General features: G+C 59.2%; 18 protein-coding genes. 3 read left to right on the plus strand and 15 right to left on the minus strand.

The features are described from left to right. Positions 1 to 29 precede the first annotated feature (29 nt). The gene (locus ACQE3E_RS12900; RefSeq protein WP_427500611.1) at positions 30 to 776 is read right to left on the minus strand and encodes an SURF1 family protein; all 747 of its coding nucleotides are present in this window, start codon (positions 774 to 776) and stop codon (positions 30 to 32) included. A gap of 73 nt (positions 777 to 849) precedes the next feature. Here ACQE3E_RS12900 and ACQE3E_RS12905 point away from each other — a divergent pair, with 73 nt between their 5' ends. Next, the gene (locus ACQE3E_RS12905; protein WP_064030447.1) at positions 850 to 1,119 is read left to right on the plus strand and encodes a twin transmembrane helix small protein; all 270 of its coding nucleotides are present in this window, start codon (positions 850 to 852) and stop codon (positions 1,117 to 1,119) included. Positions 1,120 to 1,185: 66 nt separating this feature from the next. Here ACQE3E_RS12905 and ACQE3E_RS12910 read toward each other — a convergent pair whose 3' ends face one another. The 10 genes from ACQE3E_RS12910 to bioB all read right to left on the minus strand — a co-directional run bounded on the left by ACQE3E_RS12910 (position 1,186) and on the right by bioB (position 10,908). Further along, a complete protein-coding gene (locus tag ACQE3E_RS12910; RefSeq protein WP_064030445.1) occupies positions 1,186 to 2,064 on the minus strand; it encodes a cytochrome c oxidase subunit 3 in 879 nt (292 codons plus the stop codon). Positions 2,065 to 2,078: 14 nt separating this feature from the next. Further along, positions 2,079 to 2,624, minus strand: coding sequence for a cytochrome c oxidase assembly protein (locus ACQE3E_RS12915; RefSeq protein ID WP_427500612.1), 546 nt, complete (start codon positions 2,622 to 2,624; stop codon positions 2,079 to 2,081). 165 nt (positions 2,625 to 2,789) lie between these two features. Beyond that, the gene (gene ctaD, locus ACQE3E_RS12920) at positions 2,790 to 4,406 is read right to left on the minus strand and encodes a cytochrome c oxidase subunit I (RefSeq protein ID WP_064030440.1); all 1,617 of its coding nucleotides are present in this window, start codon (positions 4,404 to 4,406) and stop codon (positions 2,790 to 2,792) included. A gap of 57 nt (positions 4,407 to 4,463) precedes the next feature. After that, positions 4,464 to 5,684, minus strand: coding sequence for a cytochrome c oxidase subunit II (gene coxB / locus ACQE3E_RS12925; RefSeq protein ID WP_083385972.1), 1,221 nt, complete (start codon positions 5,682 to 5,684; stop codon positions 4,464 to 4,466). A 249-nt stretch (positions 5,685 to 5,933) separates the two neighbouring features. Then, a complete protein-coding gene (locus ACQE3E_RS12930; RefSeq protein ID WP_064030438.1) occupies positions 5,934 to 6,329 on the minus strand; it encodes a bacteriohemerythrin in 396 nt (131 codons plus the stop codon). A 203-nt stretch (positions 6,330 to 6,532) separates the two neighbouring features. Beyond that, entirely contained in the window at positions 6,533 to 7,228 is a 696-nt protein-coding gene (gene bioD, locus ACQE3E_RS12935) for a dethiobiotin synthase (RefSeq protein WP_427500613.1), read from the minus strand. Further along, on the minus strand, positions 7,225 to 8,007 hold the full coding sequence (bioC, locus tag ACQE3E_RS12940) for a malonyl-ACP O-methyltransferase BioC (protein ID WP_313730161.1): 783 nt from the start codon (positions 8,005 to 8,007) through the stop codon (positions 7,225 to 7,227). The genes bioD and bioC overlap by 4 nt, the downstream gene beginning before the upstream one ends. Beyond that, the gene (bioH, locus tag ACQE3E_RS12945; protein ID WP_427500614.1) at positions 8,004 to 8,765 is read right to left on the minus strand and encodes a pimeloyl-ACP methyl ester esterase BioH; all 762 of its coding nucleotides are present in this window, start codon (positions 8,763 to 8,765) and stop codon (positions 8,004 to 8,006) included. Before bioH ends, bioC begins: the two co-directional genes overlap by 4 nt. Beyond that, on the minus strand, positions 8,762 to 9,919 hold the full coding sequence (bioF, locus tag ACQE3E_RS12950) for an 8-amino-7-oxononanoate synthase (RefSeq protein ID WP_281020500.1): 1,158 nt from the start codon (positions 9,917 to 9,919) through the stop codon (positions 8,762 to 8,764). Before bioF ends, bioH begins: the two co-directional genes overlap by 4 nt. After that, complete coding sequence (gene bioB, locus ACQE3E_RS12955) at positions 9,919 to 10,908, minus strand: biotin synthase BioB (RefSeq protein ID WP_313730159.1); 990 nt, start codon at positions 10,906 to 10,908, stop codon at positions 9,919 to 9,921. Before bioB ends, bioF begins: the two co-directional genes overlap by 1 nt. Before the next feature lie 72 nt (positions 10,909 to 10,980). Here bioB and ACQE3E_RS12960 point away from each other — a divergent pair, with 72 nt between their 5' ends. Then, complete coding sequence (locus tag ACQE3E_RS12960) at positions 10,981 to 11,682, plus strand: ComF family protein (protein WP_427500615.1); 702 nt, start codon at positions 10,981 to 10,983, stop codon at positions 11,680 to 11,682. A gap of 334 nt (positions 11,683 to 12,016) precedes the next feature. Here ACQE3E_RS12960 and ACQE3E_RS12965 read toward each other — a convergent pair whose 3' ends face one another. The 3 genes from ACQE3E_RS12965 to ACQE3E_RS12975 all read right to left on the minus strand — a co-directional run bounded on the left by ACQE3E_RS12965 (position 12,017) and on the right by ACQE3E_RS12975 (position 14,168). Continuing rightward, positions 12,017 to 12,985, minus strand: a complete 969-nt coding sequence (locus ACQE3E_RS12965) for an FAD:protein FMN transferase (RefSeq protein ID WP_427500616.1) — start codon at positions 12,983 to 12,985, stop codon at positions 12,017 to 12,019. A gap of 104 nt (positions 12,986 to 13,089) precedes the next feature. Further along, positions 13,090 to 13,635 (minus strand): TlpA family protein disulfide reductase, encoded by a 546-nt coding sequence (locus ACQE3E_RS12970; protein WP_313730156.1) that lies wholly within the window; start codon positions 13,633 to 13,635, stop codon positions 13,090 to 13,092. 407 nt (positions 13,636 to 14,042) lie between these two features. Further along, positions 14,043 to 14,168, minus strand: a complete 126-nt coding sequence (locus ACQE3E_RS12975; protein ID WP_313730155.1) for a hypothetical protein — start codon at positions 14,166 to 14,168, stop codon at positions 14,043 to 14,045. A 179-nt stretch (positions 14,169 to 14,347) separates the two neighbouring features. On the opposite strand from ACQE3E_RS12975, the gene ACQE3E_RS12980 reads away from it, so the two are divergent. Then, positions 14,348 to 16,147 (plus strand): alkaline phosphatase family protein, encoded by a 1,800-nt coding sequence (locus ACQE3E_RS12980; RefSeq protein WP_313730154.1) that lies wholly within the window; start codon positions 14,348 to 14,350, stop codon positions 16,145 to 16,147. A gap of 745 nt (positions 16,148 to 16,892) precedes the next feature. On the opposite strand, the gene ACQE3E_RS12985 is transcribed toward ACQE3E_RS12980, so the two are convergent. Next, positions 16,893 to 17,852: a calcium-binding protein gene (locus ACQE3E_RS12985; RefSeq protein WP_313730153.1), complete on the minus strand. Its 960-nt coding sequence runs from the start codon at positions 17,850 to 17,852 to the stop codon at positions 16,893 to 16,895. Between the last annotated feature and the right edge of the window lie 208 nt (positions 17,853 to 18,060).

The following is an 18,060-nucleotide window of genomic DNA, read 5'->3' on the forward strand; positions in this document are numbered from 1 at the left end:
TGGTGAGACGATTTATTTTTAATTGTTGTTTACTCACGACGTTTACGAAGACTGTTCCAAAACATTAGGGTGCTTAGCGTTAGCGCTAAACCGAACCATTGTACTGCATAGGCCCGGTGTTTTTCCGGCGGAATGACCACGTTGATGCGCCAGTCCCGCAGATAGCCGGCGGGTTGATCCGTATCCAATTCCAGTTGGAACGGCGCCAGCGCGTAGCCGAATTTGACGCCGAGCGCAGCCAAATCGACGTACTGAGTGCGAACCGGCCAGCCTTCGCCCGGCGTCCCGCCGCCAGCCAGCCGAATGCCGACGTCGGGAAAACGGTTGATGCGGCCGCGCAACTGTTCGACCGGCGTATCGATGCTTAAATCGGGGACTACTCGCCTATCTCGGCCCAGCGGCAACCAGCCGCGATTGACCAAGACCGCGGCTTGGCCGTTGGCGGGCAAAAACGGCGTGAACACAAAATATCCGGGCCGGCCGTCGTGTACCTGATTGTCGAGCAATAATTGATGGGCGTCGTCGTAATGCCCTTGTAAAGTCGCCTTGCGATACCGAATCGCCTCGAGCTCCGGCTCGCCCGGTATCCGCTGGTTCAAATCCAGTGCAACCGACATTTGGGCTGTATATTGCGCGTTGAGCAAGGCTTGCTTTTCATCCGCGCGGCGCAATTGCCAGAATCCCAGGTTGCATAGCAACACCATCATTGCGAGATAAGCCACCAATAGGGCCGGCGACCAGCGCCACTCCATGCGAAACAGCCGAAATTTAATCATCTAAAACCGCCCTAAGTATTGGCAAGCCATTGGGAATCGTCGAGAATGGTGCTTTTGCGCCGACTTTCCCGCCATGCCGATCAAAATATTCGTTATTGTCGCTTTTCTCGCCATTTTAGTCAGCCTGGGCTCGGCGCTGTTTCATTTGGTCAGACACAAAAGCGACGAAGATTCGCGTAAAACCGCCAAAGCCCTGACGTTTAGAATTGGCTTGTCGCTGGGCTTGTTTATTTTGTTGGTGCTGGCCTTGGCCACCGGCCTGATTCAACCGCACGGCCTGGGCGCCAGAATGCACGCCGACCAAAAACCGGCGTCATCCGCTCCGCAAAATCCCGGCCGCTAAACGCCGGCAAAAAAAAAAGCGCGCTCGTCGCCGAGCGCGCTTTGTTTCGTTAACGAAAGCAGGCGTTTACATCAAGTAAACGAAGACAAACAAGCCCAACCAGACGACGTCGACAAAGTGCCAATACCATGCCGCCGCTTCGAAAGCGAAATGATTTTCCGGCGTAAAATGGCCTTTCCAGCTTCTGAACAGCACCACCGACAGAATGATCGCACCGACGCAGACGTGGAAACCGTGGAAACCGGTCAACATGAAAAAGGTTGAACCGTAGATCCCGGAACCCAGCGTCAAACCCATCTCGTGATAGGCTTCGTAGTACTCGGTAGCTTGGCAAGCGACAAACAAAAAGCCCAAGCCGACGGTAGCCAACAGGCCTTTGATCAGCTGGCCGCGATGCTTGGCCAACAAGCCGTGATGCGCCCAGGTGCAGGTAACGCCGCTGGATAACAGCAACAAGGTGTTGATCAACGGTAAACCAAAGGCGCCCATCGGCTCGAAATCGCCGCCGACCTTACCGGGACCGTTGGTCGGCCAAGTCGAGCTAAAGCCGTCCCACAGCGTAAAGGTCGAACGACCCGGACCGCTGACGAACGCGCCGTCGGTCGCGCCCAACCAGGGCACCGACAGATTGCGGGTGTACCAGAGCGCGCCGAAGAACACCGCGAAGAACATCACTTCGGAGAAAATAAACCACATCATGCCCATCCGGTAAGAAATACCGACGCCGTGGTTGTACATGCCGGACTCGCTTTCGGTTGCTTGCAACGCAAACCACGCGCCCAACATCACCAGAAACACCACGAAACCGGCCAACATCATGCCGGAGCCGATCGAGTTGCCGTTCAAATGGTTTGCAAAGCCCGCCAGCGTCAGCATCAAACCGGCGGTGGCCATCACCGGCCAAGTGGCTTTATGCGGGATGTAATAAGCTGTGTTTGTAGACATAACCTTCCCCTTCGTTAATTTTCAGATTTTTCAGTAATTTCAAAAAAAGTGTAAGACAGCGTAATGTTTTTATAGCGCTCGGGCAGTTTCGGATCGACAACCAAACGAACCGTCATGTTCTTCTCTTCGTTCGGATCGAATATCTGTTCCAACTCGCAAAAACAAATCACCTTGGTGACGTATTCCTTGACCAAGCCCGGCGTGTAAGTCGCTACCGCGCGTACCTTAATCCTGCGATCGCTCAAGTTTTTCGCGTGAAATCCCACCGAATAATATTGGCCGGGATGAATCTTCAGACTGGGCGTTTCCACCTTAAAGTCCATCGGCACCGCACGATTCAGCGACGTCAAAAACTCCATCGTGATTTCCCGCGACTCGTCGACCTTGAACTCGGATTCAGTCTTGGCGACGCTTTCCAGTGTGGCGTTTTGTCCGGTGAGTTCGCAAAGCACGTCGTAAAGCGGTACCAGCGCATAACCGAAACCAAACATCAGCACCGCCACGCCGATCAGTTTCGCGGCCAGTCTGAGGTTTTTACCACGCAACTCTTCGCCGCTCATTGCGACATGGCCTTCATCACCGCGAACACATAAATCGTCAACGCAACCGCGACCAAGGCCAGCGCGGTCAAAATATTTTTAGTCTTGATATTCATCTCTATCCTCGCGCCCTCCTGTCGGATCGTGCCGACAGGAGGGCCGCCGTCCAAGCCGCCCGCCTAGCGATTAAAAATGCTCTGTCGGAATTTTTTCCGGCGGGGTGGCAAACGTGTGATAAGGCGCGGGAGACGCTACGGTCCACTCCAAGCTGTGCTTGCTGGCGTCTTCCCACACTTCGTCGGTGACTTTCTCGCCGGTACCGCCGCGAATCGTATCGATGACGATGTAAACGAACAGCAATTGACTGAAGCCGTAGATGAAAGCGCCGATACTGGACACCATGTTCCAATCCGCGAATTGAATCGCATAGTCCGGAATACGGCGCGGCATGCCGGCCAGACCCAGGAAATGCTGCGGGAAAAACAGGATGTTGACTGAAATCGCCGACAACCAGAAATGCAGTTTGCCGATTTTCTCGTTGTACATATGCCCGGTCCATTTAGGCAGCCAAAAATAACCGGCGGCCATCAGAATGAAAACCGAAGCGGGTACCAAGGTGTAATGAAAATGCGCCACGATGAAATAAGTATCGTGATATTGAAAATCGACCGGCGCGACCGACATCATCAAGCCGGTGAAACCGCCCATCGTAAACAACACCACGAACGCGATCGCGAACAACATCGGCGTTTCGAAGGTCATCGAGCCTTTCCACATCGTCGCTGTCCAGTTGAACACTTTCACGCCGGTCGGAATCGCAATCAGCATCGTCGCATACATAAAGTACAGCTCGCCGGCAATCGGCAGACCGACCGTGAACATGTGATGGCACCAAACGATGAACGACAGGAATGCAATCGCGCCGGTCGCATAGACCATCGAAGCGTAACCGAACAACGGTTTGCGAGCGAACACCGGAATGATGGTCGAAGCCACGCCGAAGGTCGGCAGAATCATCACATACACTTCGGGATGACCGAAAAACCAAAAGATATGTTGATACAACACCGGGTCGCCGCCGCCGGCCGCGTCGAAGAAGCTGGTGCCGAAGAAACGGTCGGTCAACAGCATCGTCACCGCACCGGCGAAAACCGGCATAATCGCGATCAACAGGAATGCGGTGATCAGCCAGGTCCAGACGAACAGCGGCATTTTCATCAAAGTCATTGCCGGGGCGCGCATGTTGAAAATGGTCGCGATCACGTTGATCGCACCCATGATCGACGACACACCCAGCAAGTGAACCGCGAAGATCGCGAACGGCAAGGCTTTTCCGGTTTGCAATACCAGTGGCGGATACAGCGTCCAACCAGCCGAAGGCGCGCCGCCCTCCATGAACAGGGTACTGGCGATCAGCAACACGCCGGCCACCAACATCCAGAAGCTCATGTTGTTCATCCGCGGCAGCGCCATATCCGGCGCGCCGATCATCATCGGAATCATCCAGTTGGCCAGACCGACGAAAGCCGGCATCACCGCCCCGAAGACCATCACCAGCGCATGCATCGTGGTCATCGAGTTGAAGAAGTTGGGATCGACGAATTGCAATCCCGGCTCGAACAATTCCGAGCGGATAATCAAAGCCATGCTACCGCCGACGAAAAACATCGCCAGCGAGAACACCAGATACATCGTGCCGATGTCTTTATGGTTGGTGGTAATTATCCAGCGCAGAATACCCTTATCCGGGCCGTGATCGTGGTGATCGTGATGATCATCATGTTCAGCTACGACAGCAGTCATACGTAATACCTCAAGAAATAATAGATAGTGAGTTCAACCCTATAAAACCGGTTCCGATCAAGAGCCGACTTTGTTCTCGGCGACAACCTTGGGTTTGACTTCGCCGTTCTCTTTACATTGTTGAGCCGCATCGTCGATATCCGGATACAAATCGTCGAAATCGTCGAGCGTCAAGGCCTGACAAGGTTGGAACTCATCGCCGACATTGTTGCCCAGATTCGGAGAATTCCGCAGATAGGTCACCAATTCGGCCAATTCGTCGGCAGGCAATTTCTTGAACGCCGGCATTTTGCTGGTACCGGCTTGCACGAAACCGATCAGTTGATCGACATTGCCGGTCACTTTCGCGCTGGCGCTCAGCGCCGGATACCAACCGCTGATGCCCTTGCCGTCGATTTGATGGCAAGCCACGCAGTTTTTCAAGTAAACCGATTCGCCCTTGATCAGCAGTGAAGACCGGGTCAGCTTGCTCAAATCCGGCGCTTGTTTTTGTTTTTCCAGCGTGGATTTCACCCAGGCGTCGTACTGCTCCTGTTCCATCGCGATGACGACGATAGGCATGAAGCCGTGGTCGCGCCCGCACAGCTCGGTGCATTGGCCGCGATAGACGCCGGGCTTGTCGACTTGGGTCCAGGCTTCGTTGACGAAACCGGGATTGGCGTCTTTTTTCCAGCCCAGATCGGGCACCCACCAGGAGTGAATCACGTCGGCGGCGGTGAACAGGAAGCGGATTTTCTTACCGACCGGAATCACCAACGGTTTATCGACGTTCAGCAGGTAGTTGGGTACCGCACGCGGGTCCATCGTGCTGACCCTGTGGGTTTTTTCGCTGGCTTCGTCCAAATGGCTTTCGAAGTGAACGCCGGAATCCAGGTATTCGTAGTCCCAATACCACTGTTTCCCGGTCACCTTGATGCTCATCTCGGATTCCTGGGTTCCGTCCAGATCGACCACGGCCTTGGTAGCCGGAATCGCCATACCGATCAGAATCAGCGTGGGAATAATGGTCCAGATGATCTCGACCGTCGTATTTTCATGAAACTGCGAAGCTTCGTGCCCTTTTGATTTTCGATGATGGAAAATCGAGTAAAACATCGTACCGAACACCGCGACACCGATGAATACGCATATCCAAAGGATCAGCATGTGCAAATCGTACAGCTCATGACTGAGTTGTGTCACACCTTGCACAAGATTGAGTGTGTAGTCCGCGTGTGCCGCCTCCAGGCCCCAGGCCATCAAAACCAGACACGCGAGCAGTTGCTTTGTTTTCTTCACGGAGCAGCCTCCCCACTAGTAGTTATAAACTTGTATGCGTTATATCTTCTGTAACATTGCGAGCCCAACCGGCGAGGCCCGCGGTTCCCTTTACAGATAATTATCTTAAATAAACTGAGCAATTTTACCCCATCGCAGAGCAGCAAACCAGAAGAGGTTTTCCCGTTTCGGCAATTTACGCGTAAAAAAGGCTTGCGAACATTGCTGCTCGCAAGCCTTTGTGACCGCTTTAGCCTGTCGGCTTGGGACTTATTTCAGCGTATCGGAGTACGACATATCGAAGGTAGGAATATGGCTATCCAACCAGCCTTTGACCAATTGCCCGACTTCCTCGGTCACTTCGGCTTGACCCGCGTGAAATTTCTTTTGCAAATCCGCGCAAATACCGACCATGGCTTCGTGCTCGGCTTTATGGCGATCGTAACCGCCAAAACCCTTGGCCAGCATTTCCCGTTCTTCATGAGCAAAATGATCGACCACATAAGCGATCAAAGCATCCAAGGAAGCGCCGATCGTCGCGCGCGCCGCGCCGCCGGTTGCCTCGTCGTACAGTTTGTTCAACAAACCGAACAAAGTCTGATGCTCCGAATCGGCAAAGCCCACGCCGGTGCCATACTGATCCGCGGTCCAAGTAATTAAAGCCATAAAACGCCTCCAGGTTGTTTTTTTATTTAGGATGCGCCGCGCGAATTCGTCCCGGATTCCGCCAGCGGCAATCAGTCCATACGGACTTTTTAAGTTCAGGCCACCGGCCCTTCGAACCGGCGCCACCATCGTCTCCTTGCGCCGAGAGGCCCGGCCAGTCGCCGCGCCCTCGGATGGTGGCCGCCATTGTCGTCATCCCCGCTTTAAAAATTTTGACGCAAATCAAACATTTGCCAGTTTGGTGGGCATAGATGTTGCCCCATCTCAGTGAAATCCGGCTCGAGCCGGTAAGGTAAAACCCCCAATAGCGGGGCCGACAAATGGGTTTGCAAATAGGCCAGATTGCCTTCGAAACCCGGCATCGCCTCGCTCAAGCGGACCGCGAGCCAACCGGCGCAGCGCAGCCCGGTCCGCTCGACCGCCACGACCGTCAAGCGCGCGTGATTGATGCATCCCAAGCGCATGCCGACCACGACCACAACCGGCAATCCCAAACGACGCGCCAAACCAGCGTTGTCCAACGCGGCGTCCAGCGGCGAATACCACCCGCCGGCGCCTTCGACCACCAACCAGTCGGCGGTCGCATGCAATGCGGCGGCCAGCGCGGCGATACGCTCCGGATCGACCGAGATATCGCCGCGAGCCAGATGCGGCGACATCGCCGCCTCGAACGCATAGGGATTGATGGCCGCATAGTCCGCCGGCGAAGAACACGCCGCCTGGATCAGCAAGGCGTCGCGGTTATAGAAACGGCCGTCGCGCCGCTCGCAGCCCGCCGCTACCGGCTTCATGCCGGCCACCGTGTAGCCTTCCGCGCGCAAGCGGCGCATCCAGGCCAGCGTCGCCCAGGTTTTGCCGACGTCGGTATCGGTACCGGTGATAAACACGCCGGCTTTCATCGAAACGCCCTGACAAACAGAATCTCCCAACTGGCAAGGATCCGCGCGTCGGGCATTAAAGCCTGGTAAGCGGCGACCATGTCCCGCAATTGCCGGCGCGTGGTCGGCCCGTGCCGGCGATCGGCGTTGAGGTTGTGCGCGCCGATACCCTTCAATTCCCGCATCAGATCGGCGACCGCCGCATATTCGGTCGAATACGTCCGCGAGACGATGTCGCCATCGTGCCAACCGGCGACCGCCAACTGGTCGCGTATCTCGGCCCCGGACACGAACGCATTCACGTGCCGGTAATCGTCGACCTCAGCCCAAGCCGCCTTCAACTCCACCAGGGTACCCGGCCCGAAGGTCGCGAACGCCAATTGCCCGCCCGGCGCCAGCACCCGCCGGCAATCGCCGAACAGCGCCGGCAAATCCGCGCACCACTGCAAAGCCAGATTGGAATAGATTTGACCGAGACCGGCATCGGCCAGCGGCAAACGCTCGGCGTCCGCGCACACATACCGCACGCCGGCCGGCCATTTGACCCTGGCCGCTTGCAGCATCGGCAGCGCGATGTCCAGCGCATACACCGGCCGATCGGCGGCCCGGCCCAGCAACAAACCGGTCAAAAACCCGGTGCCGCAACCCAGATCGGCGATAGCGCCGGCCGCCGGCGACACGTCGAAGCGGGCCAGCAATTCGGCCCCAACCCGACGCTGCAAGGCCGCCACGCTATCGTAACCGGCCGCCGCCGCGCCGAACGAACGGCGAATATCGCGTTTGGCTATCGCGGCATTCATTCGCGCGCCCACAACAACGCCATCACCTGCTCGGGATGGCTCAGAAACGGCAAGTGGCCGGCCGCATCGAGACAATACACGCCGGCCTCCGGCCTTAAATCGGCCAGCGCCTTAGCGGCGGCGACCGGTACCAGCATGTCCCTGCCGCCGAAAATGGCCGAGGCCGGACAGCGCAAATGCCGCCATTGTTCGCGCAAATCGGCGGTTTTCAAGATGTCCAGCCCGCCGCGCAACGCCGCTTCGGCCGGCGGCGGCGCATCCGCCACCGCTTGTCGCAACTGCGCCAACAACAGCCGTTGCTCGGGCAAGCCTTGCACTTGCAGGGCCAGAAAGCGTTGCAGCGTGGTTTTGGCATCGGCCAGCAACAGCTCGGCAAAACCGTCCAGCACCGCCGGACGCATGCCCGGCCAAGCGCCGTCGCCAACGAATTTAGGATTGCAGGCCAACAAGGTCAACTGCTCGACCCGTTCCGGATAGCGCGCGGCGATGTCCAGCGCGAAGGCGCCGCCCAAGGACCAACCCAGCAACGCGAATCGGCGAACCGGTAGCGCCGCGACCAAGGCATCGCCGACCGCCGCGAGCTCGAACGGCGTCAGCGCGCCGCTACGGCCGTGTCCGGGCAAATCCGCGACGATGGTTTGATAATGGTCAGCCAAGCGCTCGGCGAATCCGCGTAACACGCCGCCGTGCATGGCCCAGCCGTGCAATATCAGTAGCGGCGGCCCGCCGCCGCGCTTGTCCAGATGAATAAGCGTCATGCGCCCAGCTCGCTCAAAGCCTCCAGCAAAGCATCGATTTGCGCGTCGTCGTGCAGAGCCGTCAAGGTCACCCGCAAACGGGCGGTGCCGGCCGGCACCGTCGGCGGCCGAATCGCGCCGACCCAGAAGCCCCGCTCGGCCAACGCTTTACTCAGTGCGACCGCGCGCTCGCTATCGCCGGTCGGCAACGGTTGGATCGCGGTTTCGGAAGCCATCAGCGGCAAACCCAATTGCTCGGCGCCTTGCCGGAAACGCGCGATCAGCTCGCGCAAGCGCTCGCGCCGCCAGGTTTCGTCGCGCACGATGCGCAACGCGGTACGCGTGGCCTCGGCGACCGCCGGCGGCATCGCCGTCGTGAACACATAACTGCGGGCTTTTTGAATTAGTAGCTCGATCAAATCGTCGGAACCGGCGACAAAAGCCCCGAAGGTGCCGAAGGCCTTGCCCAAGGTACCGATCAAGATCGGCACCTGTTCGGCGCTCAAGCCGAAATGCTCGACGATGCCGCCGCCGCGCGCGCCAAGCACGCCGAAGCCGTGGGCATCGTCGATCAACAAGCCGGCATCGTGGCGGCCGACCAATGCCGCCAATGCCGGCAGCGGCGCCAAATCGCCGTCCATGCTGAACACCCCGTCGCTGACCACCAAGACCTTGCCCGATCCGGTCGCCAGTTTCGCGGCCAGATCGGCGGGGTCGGCGTGATGGTAGCGGCGAAACCGGGCACCGGCCAGCAAACCGCCGTCCAGCAGCGATGCGTGATTCAGCCGATCTTCCAGCACCGTATCGCCGCGCCCCAGCAAAGCCGAAATCGTCCCGACGTTAGCCATGTAACCGGTCGAAAACAGCAACGCCCGCCGCCGGCTGGTGAACTCGGCCAATGCGTCCTCCAACGCGTGATGCGCGGCACTATGCCCGCAAATTAAATGCGCGGAGCCGCTGCCGACGCCGTAGCGTTCCGCGCCGCGCTGAAAGGCATCGACCAGGCGCGGGTCGGCGGCCAGGCCCAGATAGTCGTTGCTGCAAAAATTGACCATCCGCCGCCCGTCCACGTTCAGCAGCACGCCTTGCGGGCCGTCCACGACCCGGCGGCGCCGGTACAAACCTTGTTGCTCCAGCCGGCCCAGCTCGCCGCTAAAATCGTAAAAACCGGCCATCAAGCGTAACTGGAGCCGCCCATCCGCACGCCCAAGCGCTGAAACAATTGCCGGTCGTGGCTGGTCATCGGATTGTCGGTGGTCAGCAGTTTATCGCCGTAGAAAATCGAGTTGGCCCCGGCCAGAAAGCACAAGGCCTGCATCTCGTCGCTCATCGCGGTCCGGCCGGCCGACAAGCGAACCCGCGATTCCGGCATCATGATCCTGGCCACCGCCACGGTGCGCACGAACACCAGCGGGTCCAGCGTAGCGGTGCCGTGCAGCGGCGTCCCTTCGACTTGCACCAGCATATTGATCGGCACGCTCTCCGGATGCTTGGGCAGATTCGCCAGTTGCAGCAACAATTTGGCTCGATCGACCTCCGACTCGCCCATGCCGACGATGCCGCCGCAGCAGACATTGATGCCGGCTTCGCGCACCCGTTCCAGCGTATCCAACCGGTCCTGATAGGTCCGGGTGGTGATGATTTCCGAGTAATAGTCCTCGGAGGTATCGAGATTGTGGTTGTAATAATCCAGACCGCCGTCCTTCAAGGCTTGGGTTTGCCGGTCGGTCAGCATGCCCAAGGTCACGCAGGTTTCCATGCCCAGCGCCTTGACGCCCTTGACCATCTCGACGACCCGCTCGATGTCTCTATCCTTCGGGCTGCGCCAGGCGGCGCCCATGCAAAACCGCGAAGCGCCCTGGGCTTGGGCCTGTTGCGCGGCTTGCAACACCGTTTCGACCGGCATCAGCGCCTCCGGCGTCAGATCGGAATCGTAGCGGGCGCTTTGCGGGCAATAGCCGCAATCTTCCGAGCAGGCGCCGGTCTTGATGCTCAACAGGCTGCTGACCTGGATTTCGTTGGGATCGAAGAACGCCCGATGCGCGGTCTGGGCCTGAAAAATCAAATCGTTGAACGGCAATGCGAACAAGGTCTCGACCTCGGCCAATTGCCAATCGTGACGAAGGTTGGCGACGTGGTTCGAAGGTTTCTGGCTGGCGGACATTCTGCTACTCTCCCATGCTCGGCGGCGGCGCAAGCGGTGACCGGGACCGCTTATCAACCTATTTAAAGAAAAATGGTAAACCATTGGCTAAACATTATACAGAATTTACTGTTACCGCCGCGCTGCGTATTATGCGGCGCGCCCGGCCATGCCGGCCTGGACTTGTGCGCCGGCTGCCTGGACGACATGCCCCGTAACGTTTCCTGCTGCTACCGCTGCGGCGAACCGCTCGAAACCCGCCATCCTCAACCGGTGCTGTGCGGGCGCTGCCTGAGCAAAACGCCGGCCTTCGACGAGACCTACGCGCCGTTTTTGTACCGCAGTCATTTACGATTTTTGGTGAGCCGCCTGAAATTCCAGCGCGACTACAAGAATGCCCGCCTGCTGGCCGGCTTGCTGGCGGCCCACGCCGGAACCCAGGCCGAACGGCCGGAATGCCTGATCCCGGTGCCGCTGCATCGCGGACGCTACCGCGAACGCGGCTTCAACCAGGCCATGGAAATCGCACGGCATTTATCGAAGGAATTGAAGATTCCGCTGGATTCGCGGAGCTGCCAAAGAGTGCGGGATACCGGCCATCAAATCGCGTTGCCGGCTAAGCAGCGCCGCAAGAATCTGCGCAACGCCTTCCGCGCCACGCGGCCGTTACCTTACCGCCACGTCGCCATCGTCGATGACGTGATGACCACCGGCGCCACGGTCGCCGCGCTGGCAACGGCATTGAAGCGAGCCGGCGTCGGCCGGGTGGACGTCTGGGTCTGCGCCCGAGCTTAACCATCCGCCGACATCAATCGGGCCGGTAATTACCGGCCCGATCGCTACTGCTCCTATCGATACCCGAATCTAAGCGTAAGTATCGATGTTTCTACCTTTACTACCGTCGTTATCCCCATCGGCATCTTTCGCGACCGGTTGCACCGGTTGCGGCGCGGGCTGCCGATTCTCTACGGGCGGCTTCGCTTGATTGACGAGAGGAACGTACGGCGTGGAGCCCACTCCCGATATGGATGACATGTCGATCTCCCATGGATTGAACACTGTCCGCCCGACTGGACGGACCACCGGGTTATCGGCCGAGCCGGCGAAAGCTTGAGCGTAAAATCAGCGCTCAGCGCGGCGAACCCGCGCCCTGCGCCGCCGGCTCGGCCGGACCGAACAACGACCCTCCGCCTCGACCGGCCACATCAACCCATAAATGCGGCAGATTCAGTTGCTCCAACCACTCGACGCCGTCGCCTTCCTTCAGCATCGCGATCGTCGAAGCGCTACCGGCCACCACGCAAAAATCGCCGACCACCGTCACCGCCGCCAAATGCCGTACCGGCCAGCCGGTCTTCGGGTTCAAAATATGCCCGTACCGCACCTGGTCGATGACCATGCAACGCTCGTAATCGCCGCTACTGGCCACCGCGCCCTCGTACAAGCTCAAGGTATCCAGCAAGCCGCCCTGTCGGCGCGGATCGCGAATACCCACCCGCCAGGGACTGCCGTCACCGCGCGGACCGATCACCCGAATATCGCCGCCCAAATTCACGACCCCGCGCTGAACCCCGTGGTTGCGGCAGATCGTCGCCGCGCAATCGGCGGCGTATTCCTTGACGACGCCGCCGAAATCGATTTCCATGCCGGCGACCGAAAACGTCAATTCCGGCCGGCGCCAGCACAGCCGGTGCCAGCCCACTTTCTCCAGCAACGCCGCCAGCATGGCCGGCTCTGGCAAACGGCCGGCATCGAATTTCCAGGCCCGACGCAAAATCCCGGAGGTCACGTCGAACAAGCCCTCGCTTTGCTCGTAACAGGTCAGCGCATAATCCAGCAAGCTGGCGGTTTCGTCGTCCACCGCGATCGAACCGCCAAGCGCCGCGGTCCGGTTGATCTCCGATAAAAAACTATCGTCCCGGTAACGGGAATAGCGTGCCTCCAGACGCCGCACATCCGCGATCGCCGCATCCGCCGCCGCGCCGGCCGCCGCCGCGCTGCTGGCGAACAATTGGACTTCGCACGGCGTCCCCATGGCTTGGAATTCGCGGCGGTAAAACGTTAACGGACTGCGTTTGCTGGGTTTTTTCGGTTTCATGGCGGGTTAATGCGAAACGAATGGCGATGGTCGACGGCCGGTCGGGTTTTCCCTAGGGCATAAAAGCCTAGTGTAACCCGACAATCGTTTACCCCAACCCTCGCCTACAAGCTGGCCGGCTCGGCCAGCAATTGCTTGAGGACGCCTTGCAATTCGTCCACCTCGCCGGACCGGAAACCCTTATGGATGTAGCGCAGCTTGCCCTGGCGGTCGATCAAAAACGACGACGGCATGGCCTCCACCGCAAAGTCCTTGGCGCACTGCCGGCTCGGATCGGCGGCCACCGCGAAACCGGGGCGGGCCTTGGTCAAAAACGCCTGGGCATCGGCGGCGTCCTCGTCCAGATTGACCGCGACCACTTGCAAGCCCTGAGCGCCGTGTTGGCGCTGCAACTCGTTCATAAACGGAAACGATTGCATGCACGGCCCGCACCAGGACGCCCAAAAATCGACATACACGACTTGATTCTTGAACTGTTGCAAGTGCAAAGCCTTGCCGTCCGCCATGCCCTGTAACGGGCAAGCCGGCGCGGCCCGATCGACCGCCGCCGCGTCGACTTGCGCGGCCGCCATCCCCAAACCGAACGCCAGCGCCCAAGCCGCCGGCCGGCGCTTAAACCACATCAAATCCTTTAGCAAAGTATCGCTCATCGTCAAACTCTCCCAACATTAAAATTCGCCGGGCCACGGCCGACCGTTAAAAAATCCGCCCGCGCCCGGCGCGCGGTGCCCATCCGGTCCGGAACATCGGACGGAGGAATTTAAGCCCCCGCCCTAGCCCCGTCTAAGGCACGCCGGCCTGGGCTTAGCCAAACTCAACCCGAACGGAATACCGGTGATCGATAGGACCGGATTTAAACAGAAGCCCGGTATGACGGCGCCAAACCGGCCGACCGCGAAACGGCCGGTTGGTCCGATGCCGCGATCGCCTACCAGCGTTCCGTCAGTTTTTACCCCGGCGATACTCGGCGTCGAGTCTTTTTGTCCGACGTCGAACCAACGATACCCGGCGCCGAGCCGGCGATACCCGGTTTTGCCCGGCTTCAGCCTGACCGACCTCAACTGGCCGTCGCCGGCTCGGCGCTGGAACCGCCGGGAAAACGGGTCCGCAAATCATCGAACAAGGTTTGGGCATTCGGCCGGCCGCGCTTGGCCGCTTCGCGCTCGCTATGGTAGTAGGCCAAAGATGAACCCGACCCGATTGATCGCGGGCATTCGGTTCGGGCCGGGCGAAGACTATTTTTTCAACCGCCGCCCCTCCTTCATCGTCGCGTCATAAACACGCTTTAGGCTGCCGCATGCCATCCCTTCATCGTGATGGCGCAACCCTCCCTTGATGCATTCGAATTTGGAGTGATCGTCCATGCGAACCACGAAATTCCGCTCTATCTATCCGCTGACGACGGCTGTCGCGTCGGCGTTAATGCTTAGCGCCCCGGCGCAAGCGCAAGACGAACATAAAACCGCCACGCCGATTAAGCACGTGATCGTCATCGTTGGCGAAAACCATACCTTCGACAACCTGTTCGGCGCCTATCAACCCAAACGCGGCCAACACATCGACAACCTGCTCAGCAAAGGCATCATCACCGCCGACGGCGAACCCGGCCCCCGCTTCGACCTGGCCAAGCAACGGGTCGGCAGCGCCACCGACCGCTACCGGGTCGTCACCGAATCCATCGGCGATTACGACCTCGGCTTACCGCAACCCTATACCACCTACGCCATCGGCCAAACCGCCGGCGTGTTGGATAACCGCTTTCCCAGCAACTTGCCCAACGGCCCCTATCAAATCAGCAAATACGTGCCTTACAACGAATACACCGGCGACCCGGTGCATCGGTTCTTTCAAATGTGGCAAGACCTCGACGGCGGCAAACACGACAAATTCGTGTGGGTCGAAGAAAGCATAGGCACCGGCTCCGACGGCAAACCCTACCCGGCGGGCGGCTTCAATCCGATGGAAGGCGCCATTTCGATGGGCTTTTACAATATGAATACCGGCGACGCGCCTATCTTCAAAGCCCTCGCCGACACCTACGCCATCAGCGACAACTACCACCAATCCGTCCAGGGTGGTACCGGCGCCAATTTCCTGGCCCTGGTCACCGGCCACGCGGCCTATTTCACCCACCCGACCAAACTCGACGGCAGCGCCGCAAAACCTTGGGCCAACCAAATCGAAAACCCCAATCCGGTGGCCGGCAGCAACAACTACTACACCCAAGACGGTTACGGCGGCGGCTCCTACGTCAATTGCGCCGATTCGGCCCAACCGGGCGTCGCGGCCGTCAACGCCGAGCTGATCCGCCAAGGCCTGCGCAAAAACAATTGCGAAAAAGACCATTACTATCTGGTCAACAACTACAACTTGTATTGGAACCAAACCAGCGCCAGCCCCCGCTCGCTCGGCGCCGACCAATTCACGCTGCCGCCGCAAAGCCTGCGTACCATTGCCGACGTACTGACCGCTCACAACGTCTCCTGGAAATATTACAGTGCCGACCGGGGCGACGACGCCACCACCTTTGCCGGCGGCGTCAACGGCATACCGTTGCTGTTCCACGCCTACTGCGGCATCTGCGACCCGCTGACCGGGTTCAGCAGCATCATGAAAAACCCGTCCGAAGAAGCCAAGCTGCAAAACTACTCCGCCTTCCTGACCGACGTTGCCAACGGCACCTTGCCGGCGGTGTCTTACGTACGTCCCTTCGAAGCCCTGGCCGGCCATCCCGCCGACTCCACCGCCGATCAATACGAAATGTTCTTGCAAGACCTGATCGCTCAAGTCAAGAGCAATCCGGCGCTGTGGGCTTCCACCGCCATCGTCGTCACCACCGACGAAGGCGGCGGCTATTACGACTCCGGCTATGTGCAAGCCGTCGATTTCTTCGGCGACGGCACCCGGATTCCGCTACTGGTGGTATCGCCCTACGCCAAGAAAGGCCACGTCGACCATACCTACAACGATCATGCGTCGATCTTGAAATTCATCGAACGCAACTGGCACTTGCCGACGATTTCGCCGCGTAGCCGCGACAATCTGCCCAATCCGCTGGCGCGCGCCGAAAACCCTTACCGGCCCGTGAACGGCCCGGCGGTCGGCGACTTAATGACGCTGTTCGACTTCGACCGGGACGACCGCCACCACGACCGCGACTAGCTTAGAAACGGCCGGCCCGCACGCCCCTTCGACTCCGCTCAGGGAGCGTGCGGAACCAACCCTGCCCCGAGCGGAGCAAACGTTCCCTGAGCGGAGCCAACGTTCCCTGAGCGAAGCCGAAGGGAACCCAACCAACCGCCCCGAGCGAAGCCGACATTCCGGATCAAAGCCGTCAGCCCAAATACATAGAAAATACATTGATTTGTACATCCTAGCCCGAATGCCTTGCTGACATCCGTCTAAACCTGCAACTCCAGGTCGCGGTCGAGCCGGCAGCCATTGACGTTGGGGTACAAGGGCCGCGTAGTTGCGGGGTCCATCTTGGGAACCTCTATTGCCCGCGTGGATAGGACGATGGGGCTACCGTGGTTACCAACGCCGAGAAGTAAAAGGCTCACCATCAAAGTAAGCCGGCGGCTAGGAAGAGTCTACCCGCTCTGGCTGAGGCGGAACCACGGTAACCCGCCGGCTGCGTTGAGCCGAATTAACCCGCTGGCTGAGCGGAGTCGAAGCCAGCAGTCTCGCTGAGATTCCACTACAGTGGTCGGAGCGGAACGAGGCCCGCGACATGCAAACCCGGTGGCTAAGCCAAGGCAAACTATCTTCGAGAGCCGGTCGCGACGCCGAAGCACGCCGCCAGCTTGGAGGAAAGGACGTTGATCTGGGCTGTCGGCGCTCCGATGACGGCGCGCCGAACAAGGTCAAACCGACAGCGGCCCCAACCGGCGCCGCTGCCGGTTGGGGTTTAGCTATGCTCGCATTCCAGCTCGGTTTCGCCGTTCTTTTTGGTGGTCAGCACGCAAGCCTGGTTGGCGCCGTGCTCGCGTACGTCCTGCTCCGGGCCATGCTCGCATTCCTGCTCGACTTCGCCGTTGGCTTCGGTTTTCAGCACGCAGAGATCGGCGCCCTTGCCGCTGTCCAAGTTAACGTCGTCGCTGTCGTAACTCAGGGTATCCTTGCCGTTGCCGCCAAGCAGATTGTCTTCGTTCAGACCGCCGTCCAGACTGTCCTTGCCGTTCTGGCCATACAGATTGTCGTTGCCGGGGCCTCCGTTCAGGTCGTCGTTACCGTTGCCGCCCCACAAGCTATCGTCGCCGCTGGTGCTGGCATCGACACTGGTATCGTCGTCCGCATCGGACGCATCGTCGTCTACCCCGTCCTTATTGCGATCGCGCAGGTTGTTGTCTTCGCCGTACAGGCCGTCGTTGCCGTTATCGCCGTTTAACGTATCCCGGCCGGCATTGCCTTGCAGGGTGTCGTTGCCGTTACTGCCGCTCAGGCTGTCATCCCCGGATCCGCCGTTGAGTTGGTCATTGCCGTTACCGCCGCTCAGCGTGTCGTTATCGTCTCCACCCCACAAGCTGTCATGCCCGTTACCGCCGATCAGGTTGTCGTTACCGGTGCCGCCATCCAATTGATCGTTGCCGTGATTGCCTTTCAGCGTGTCGTCTCCGCCGCCGCCACAGATCAAGTCGTTACCCTTGCCGCCGTCGATGATGTCGTTGCCGGCGGTGCCCATGATGACGTCGTCGCCCTTGGTGCCCATCACGACTTCGTTACCTTGTTTGTCGAGCTTTTTGATCGCGGTTTCGGCATGAATGGTCACCGTGGCGCCCAAGCAGGTGTCTTCGGCGATGGCGGAGTGACTGAATGCCGCGGCGATGGTCAGGCCGAGTAAGGTTTTAGCGAATGTAGTTTGACTCATGATATTTCCTGGATAATTTAGGTTTTATACGCGGATCGAATGCTTCGCCGCACATTCGATCGACCGGATTGCGCCGAACCGGCATCAACGCCGAAACATTGGCCGTTGATCGCAATCGTTTATGAATACCGGAACCGGTAGTGAAAGTTCAATCGGGGGTGATGTCGCATCGAAACTGGAACGGGATGTTTCGGTCGATGCGGCTACG

This window comes from Methylomonas sp. MED-D, assembly GCF_050276835.1.
Lineage (GTDB): Bacteria > Pseudomonadota > Gammaproteobacteria > Methylococcales > Methylomonadaceae > Methylomonas > Methylomonas koyamae_A.

Bases quoted from the DNA above. Each gene is read 5' to 3' on its own strand.
- ACQE3E_RS12900 (WP_427500611.1), bottom strand. From the start codon at position 776: ATGATTAAATTTCGGCTGTTTCGCATGGAGTGGCGCTGGTCGCCGGCC.
- ACQE3E_RS12905 (WP_064030447.1), top strand. From the start codon at position 850: ATGCCGATCAAAATATTCGTTATTGTCGCTTTTCTCGCCATTTTAGTC.
- ACQE3E_RS12910 (WP_064030445.1), bottom strand. From the start codon at position 2,064: ATGTCTACAAACACAGCTTATTACATCCCGCATAAAGCCACTTGGCCG.
- ACQE3E_RS12915 (WP_427500612.1), bottom strand. From the start codon at position 2,624: ATGAGCGGCGAAGAGTTGCGTGGTAAAAACCTCAGACTGGCCGCGAAA.
- ctaD (WP_064030440.1), bottom strand. From the start codon at position 4,406: ATGACTGCTGTCGTAGCTGAACATGATGATCATCACGATCACCACGAT.
- ACQE3E_RS12930 (WP_064030438.1), bottom strand. From the start codon at position 6,329: ATGGCTTTAATTACTTGGACCGCGGATCAGTATGGCACCGGCGTGGGC.
- bioD (WP_427500613.1), bottom strand. From the start codon at position 7,228: ATGAAAGCCGGCGTGTTTATCACCGGTACCGATACCGACGTCGGCAAA.
- bioC (WP_313730161.1), bottom strand. From the start codon at position 8,007: ATGAATGCCGCGATAGCCAAACGCGATATTCGCCGTTCGTTCGGCGCG.
- bioH (WP_427500614.1), bottom strand. From the start codon at position 8,765: ATGACGCTTATTCATCTGGACAAGCGCGGCGGCGGGCCGCCGCTACTG.
- bioF (WP_281020500.1), bottom strand. From the start codon at position 9,919: ATGGCCGGTTTTTACGATTTTAGCGGCGAGCTGGGCCGGCTGGAGCAA.
- bioB (WP_313730159.1), bottom strand. From the start codon at position 10,908: ATGTCCGCCAGCCAGAAACCTTCGAACCACGTCGCCAACCTTCGTCAC.
- ACQE3E_RS12960 (WP_427500615.1), top strand. From the start codon at position 10,981: ATGGTAAACCATTGGCTAAACATTATACAGAATTTACTGTTACCGCCG.
- ACQE3E_RS12965 (WP_427500616.1), bottom strand. From the start codon at position 12,985: ATGAAACCGAAAAAACCCAGCAAACGCAGTCCGTTAACGTTTTACCGC.
- ACQE3E_RS12970 (WP_313730156.1), bottom strand. From the start codon at position 13,635: ATGAGCGATACTTTGCTAAAGGATTTGATGTGGTTTAAGCGCCGGCCG.
- ACQE3E_RS12980 (WP_313730154.1), top strand. From the start codon at position 14,348: ATGCGAACCACGAAATTCCGCTCTATCTATCCGCTGACGACGGCTGTC.
- ACQE3E_RS12985 (WP_313730153.1), bottom strand. From the start codon at position 17,852: ATGAGTCAAACTACATTCGCTAAAACCTTACTCGGCCTGACCATCGCC.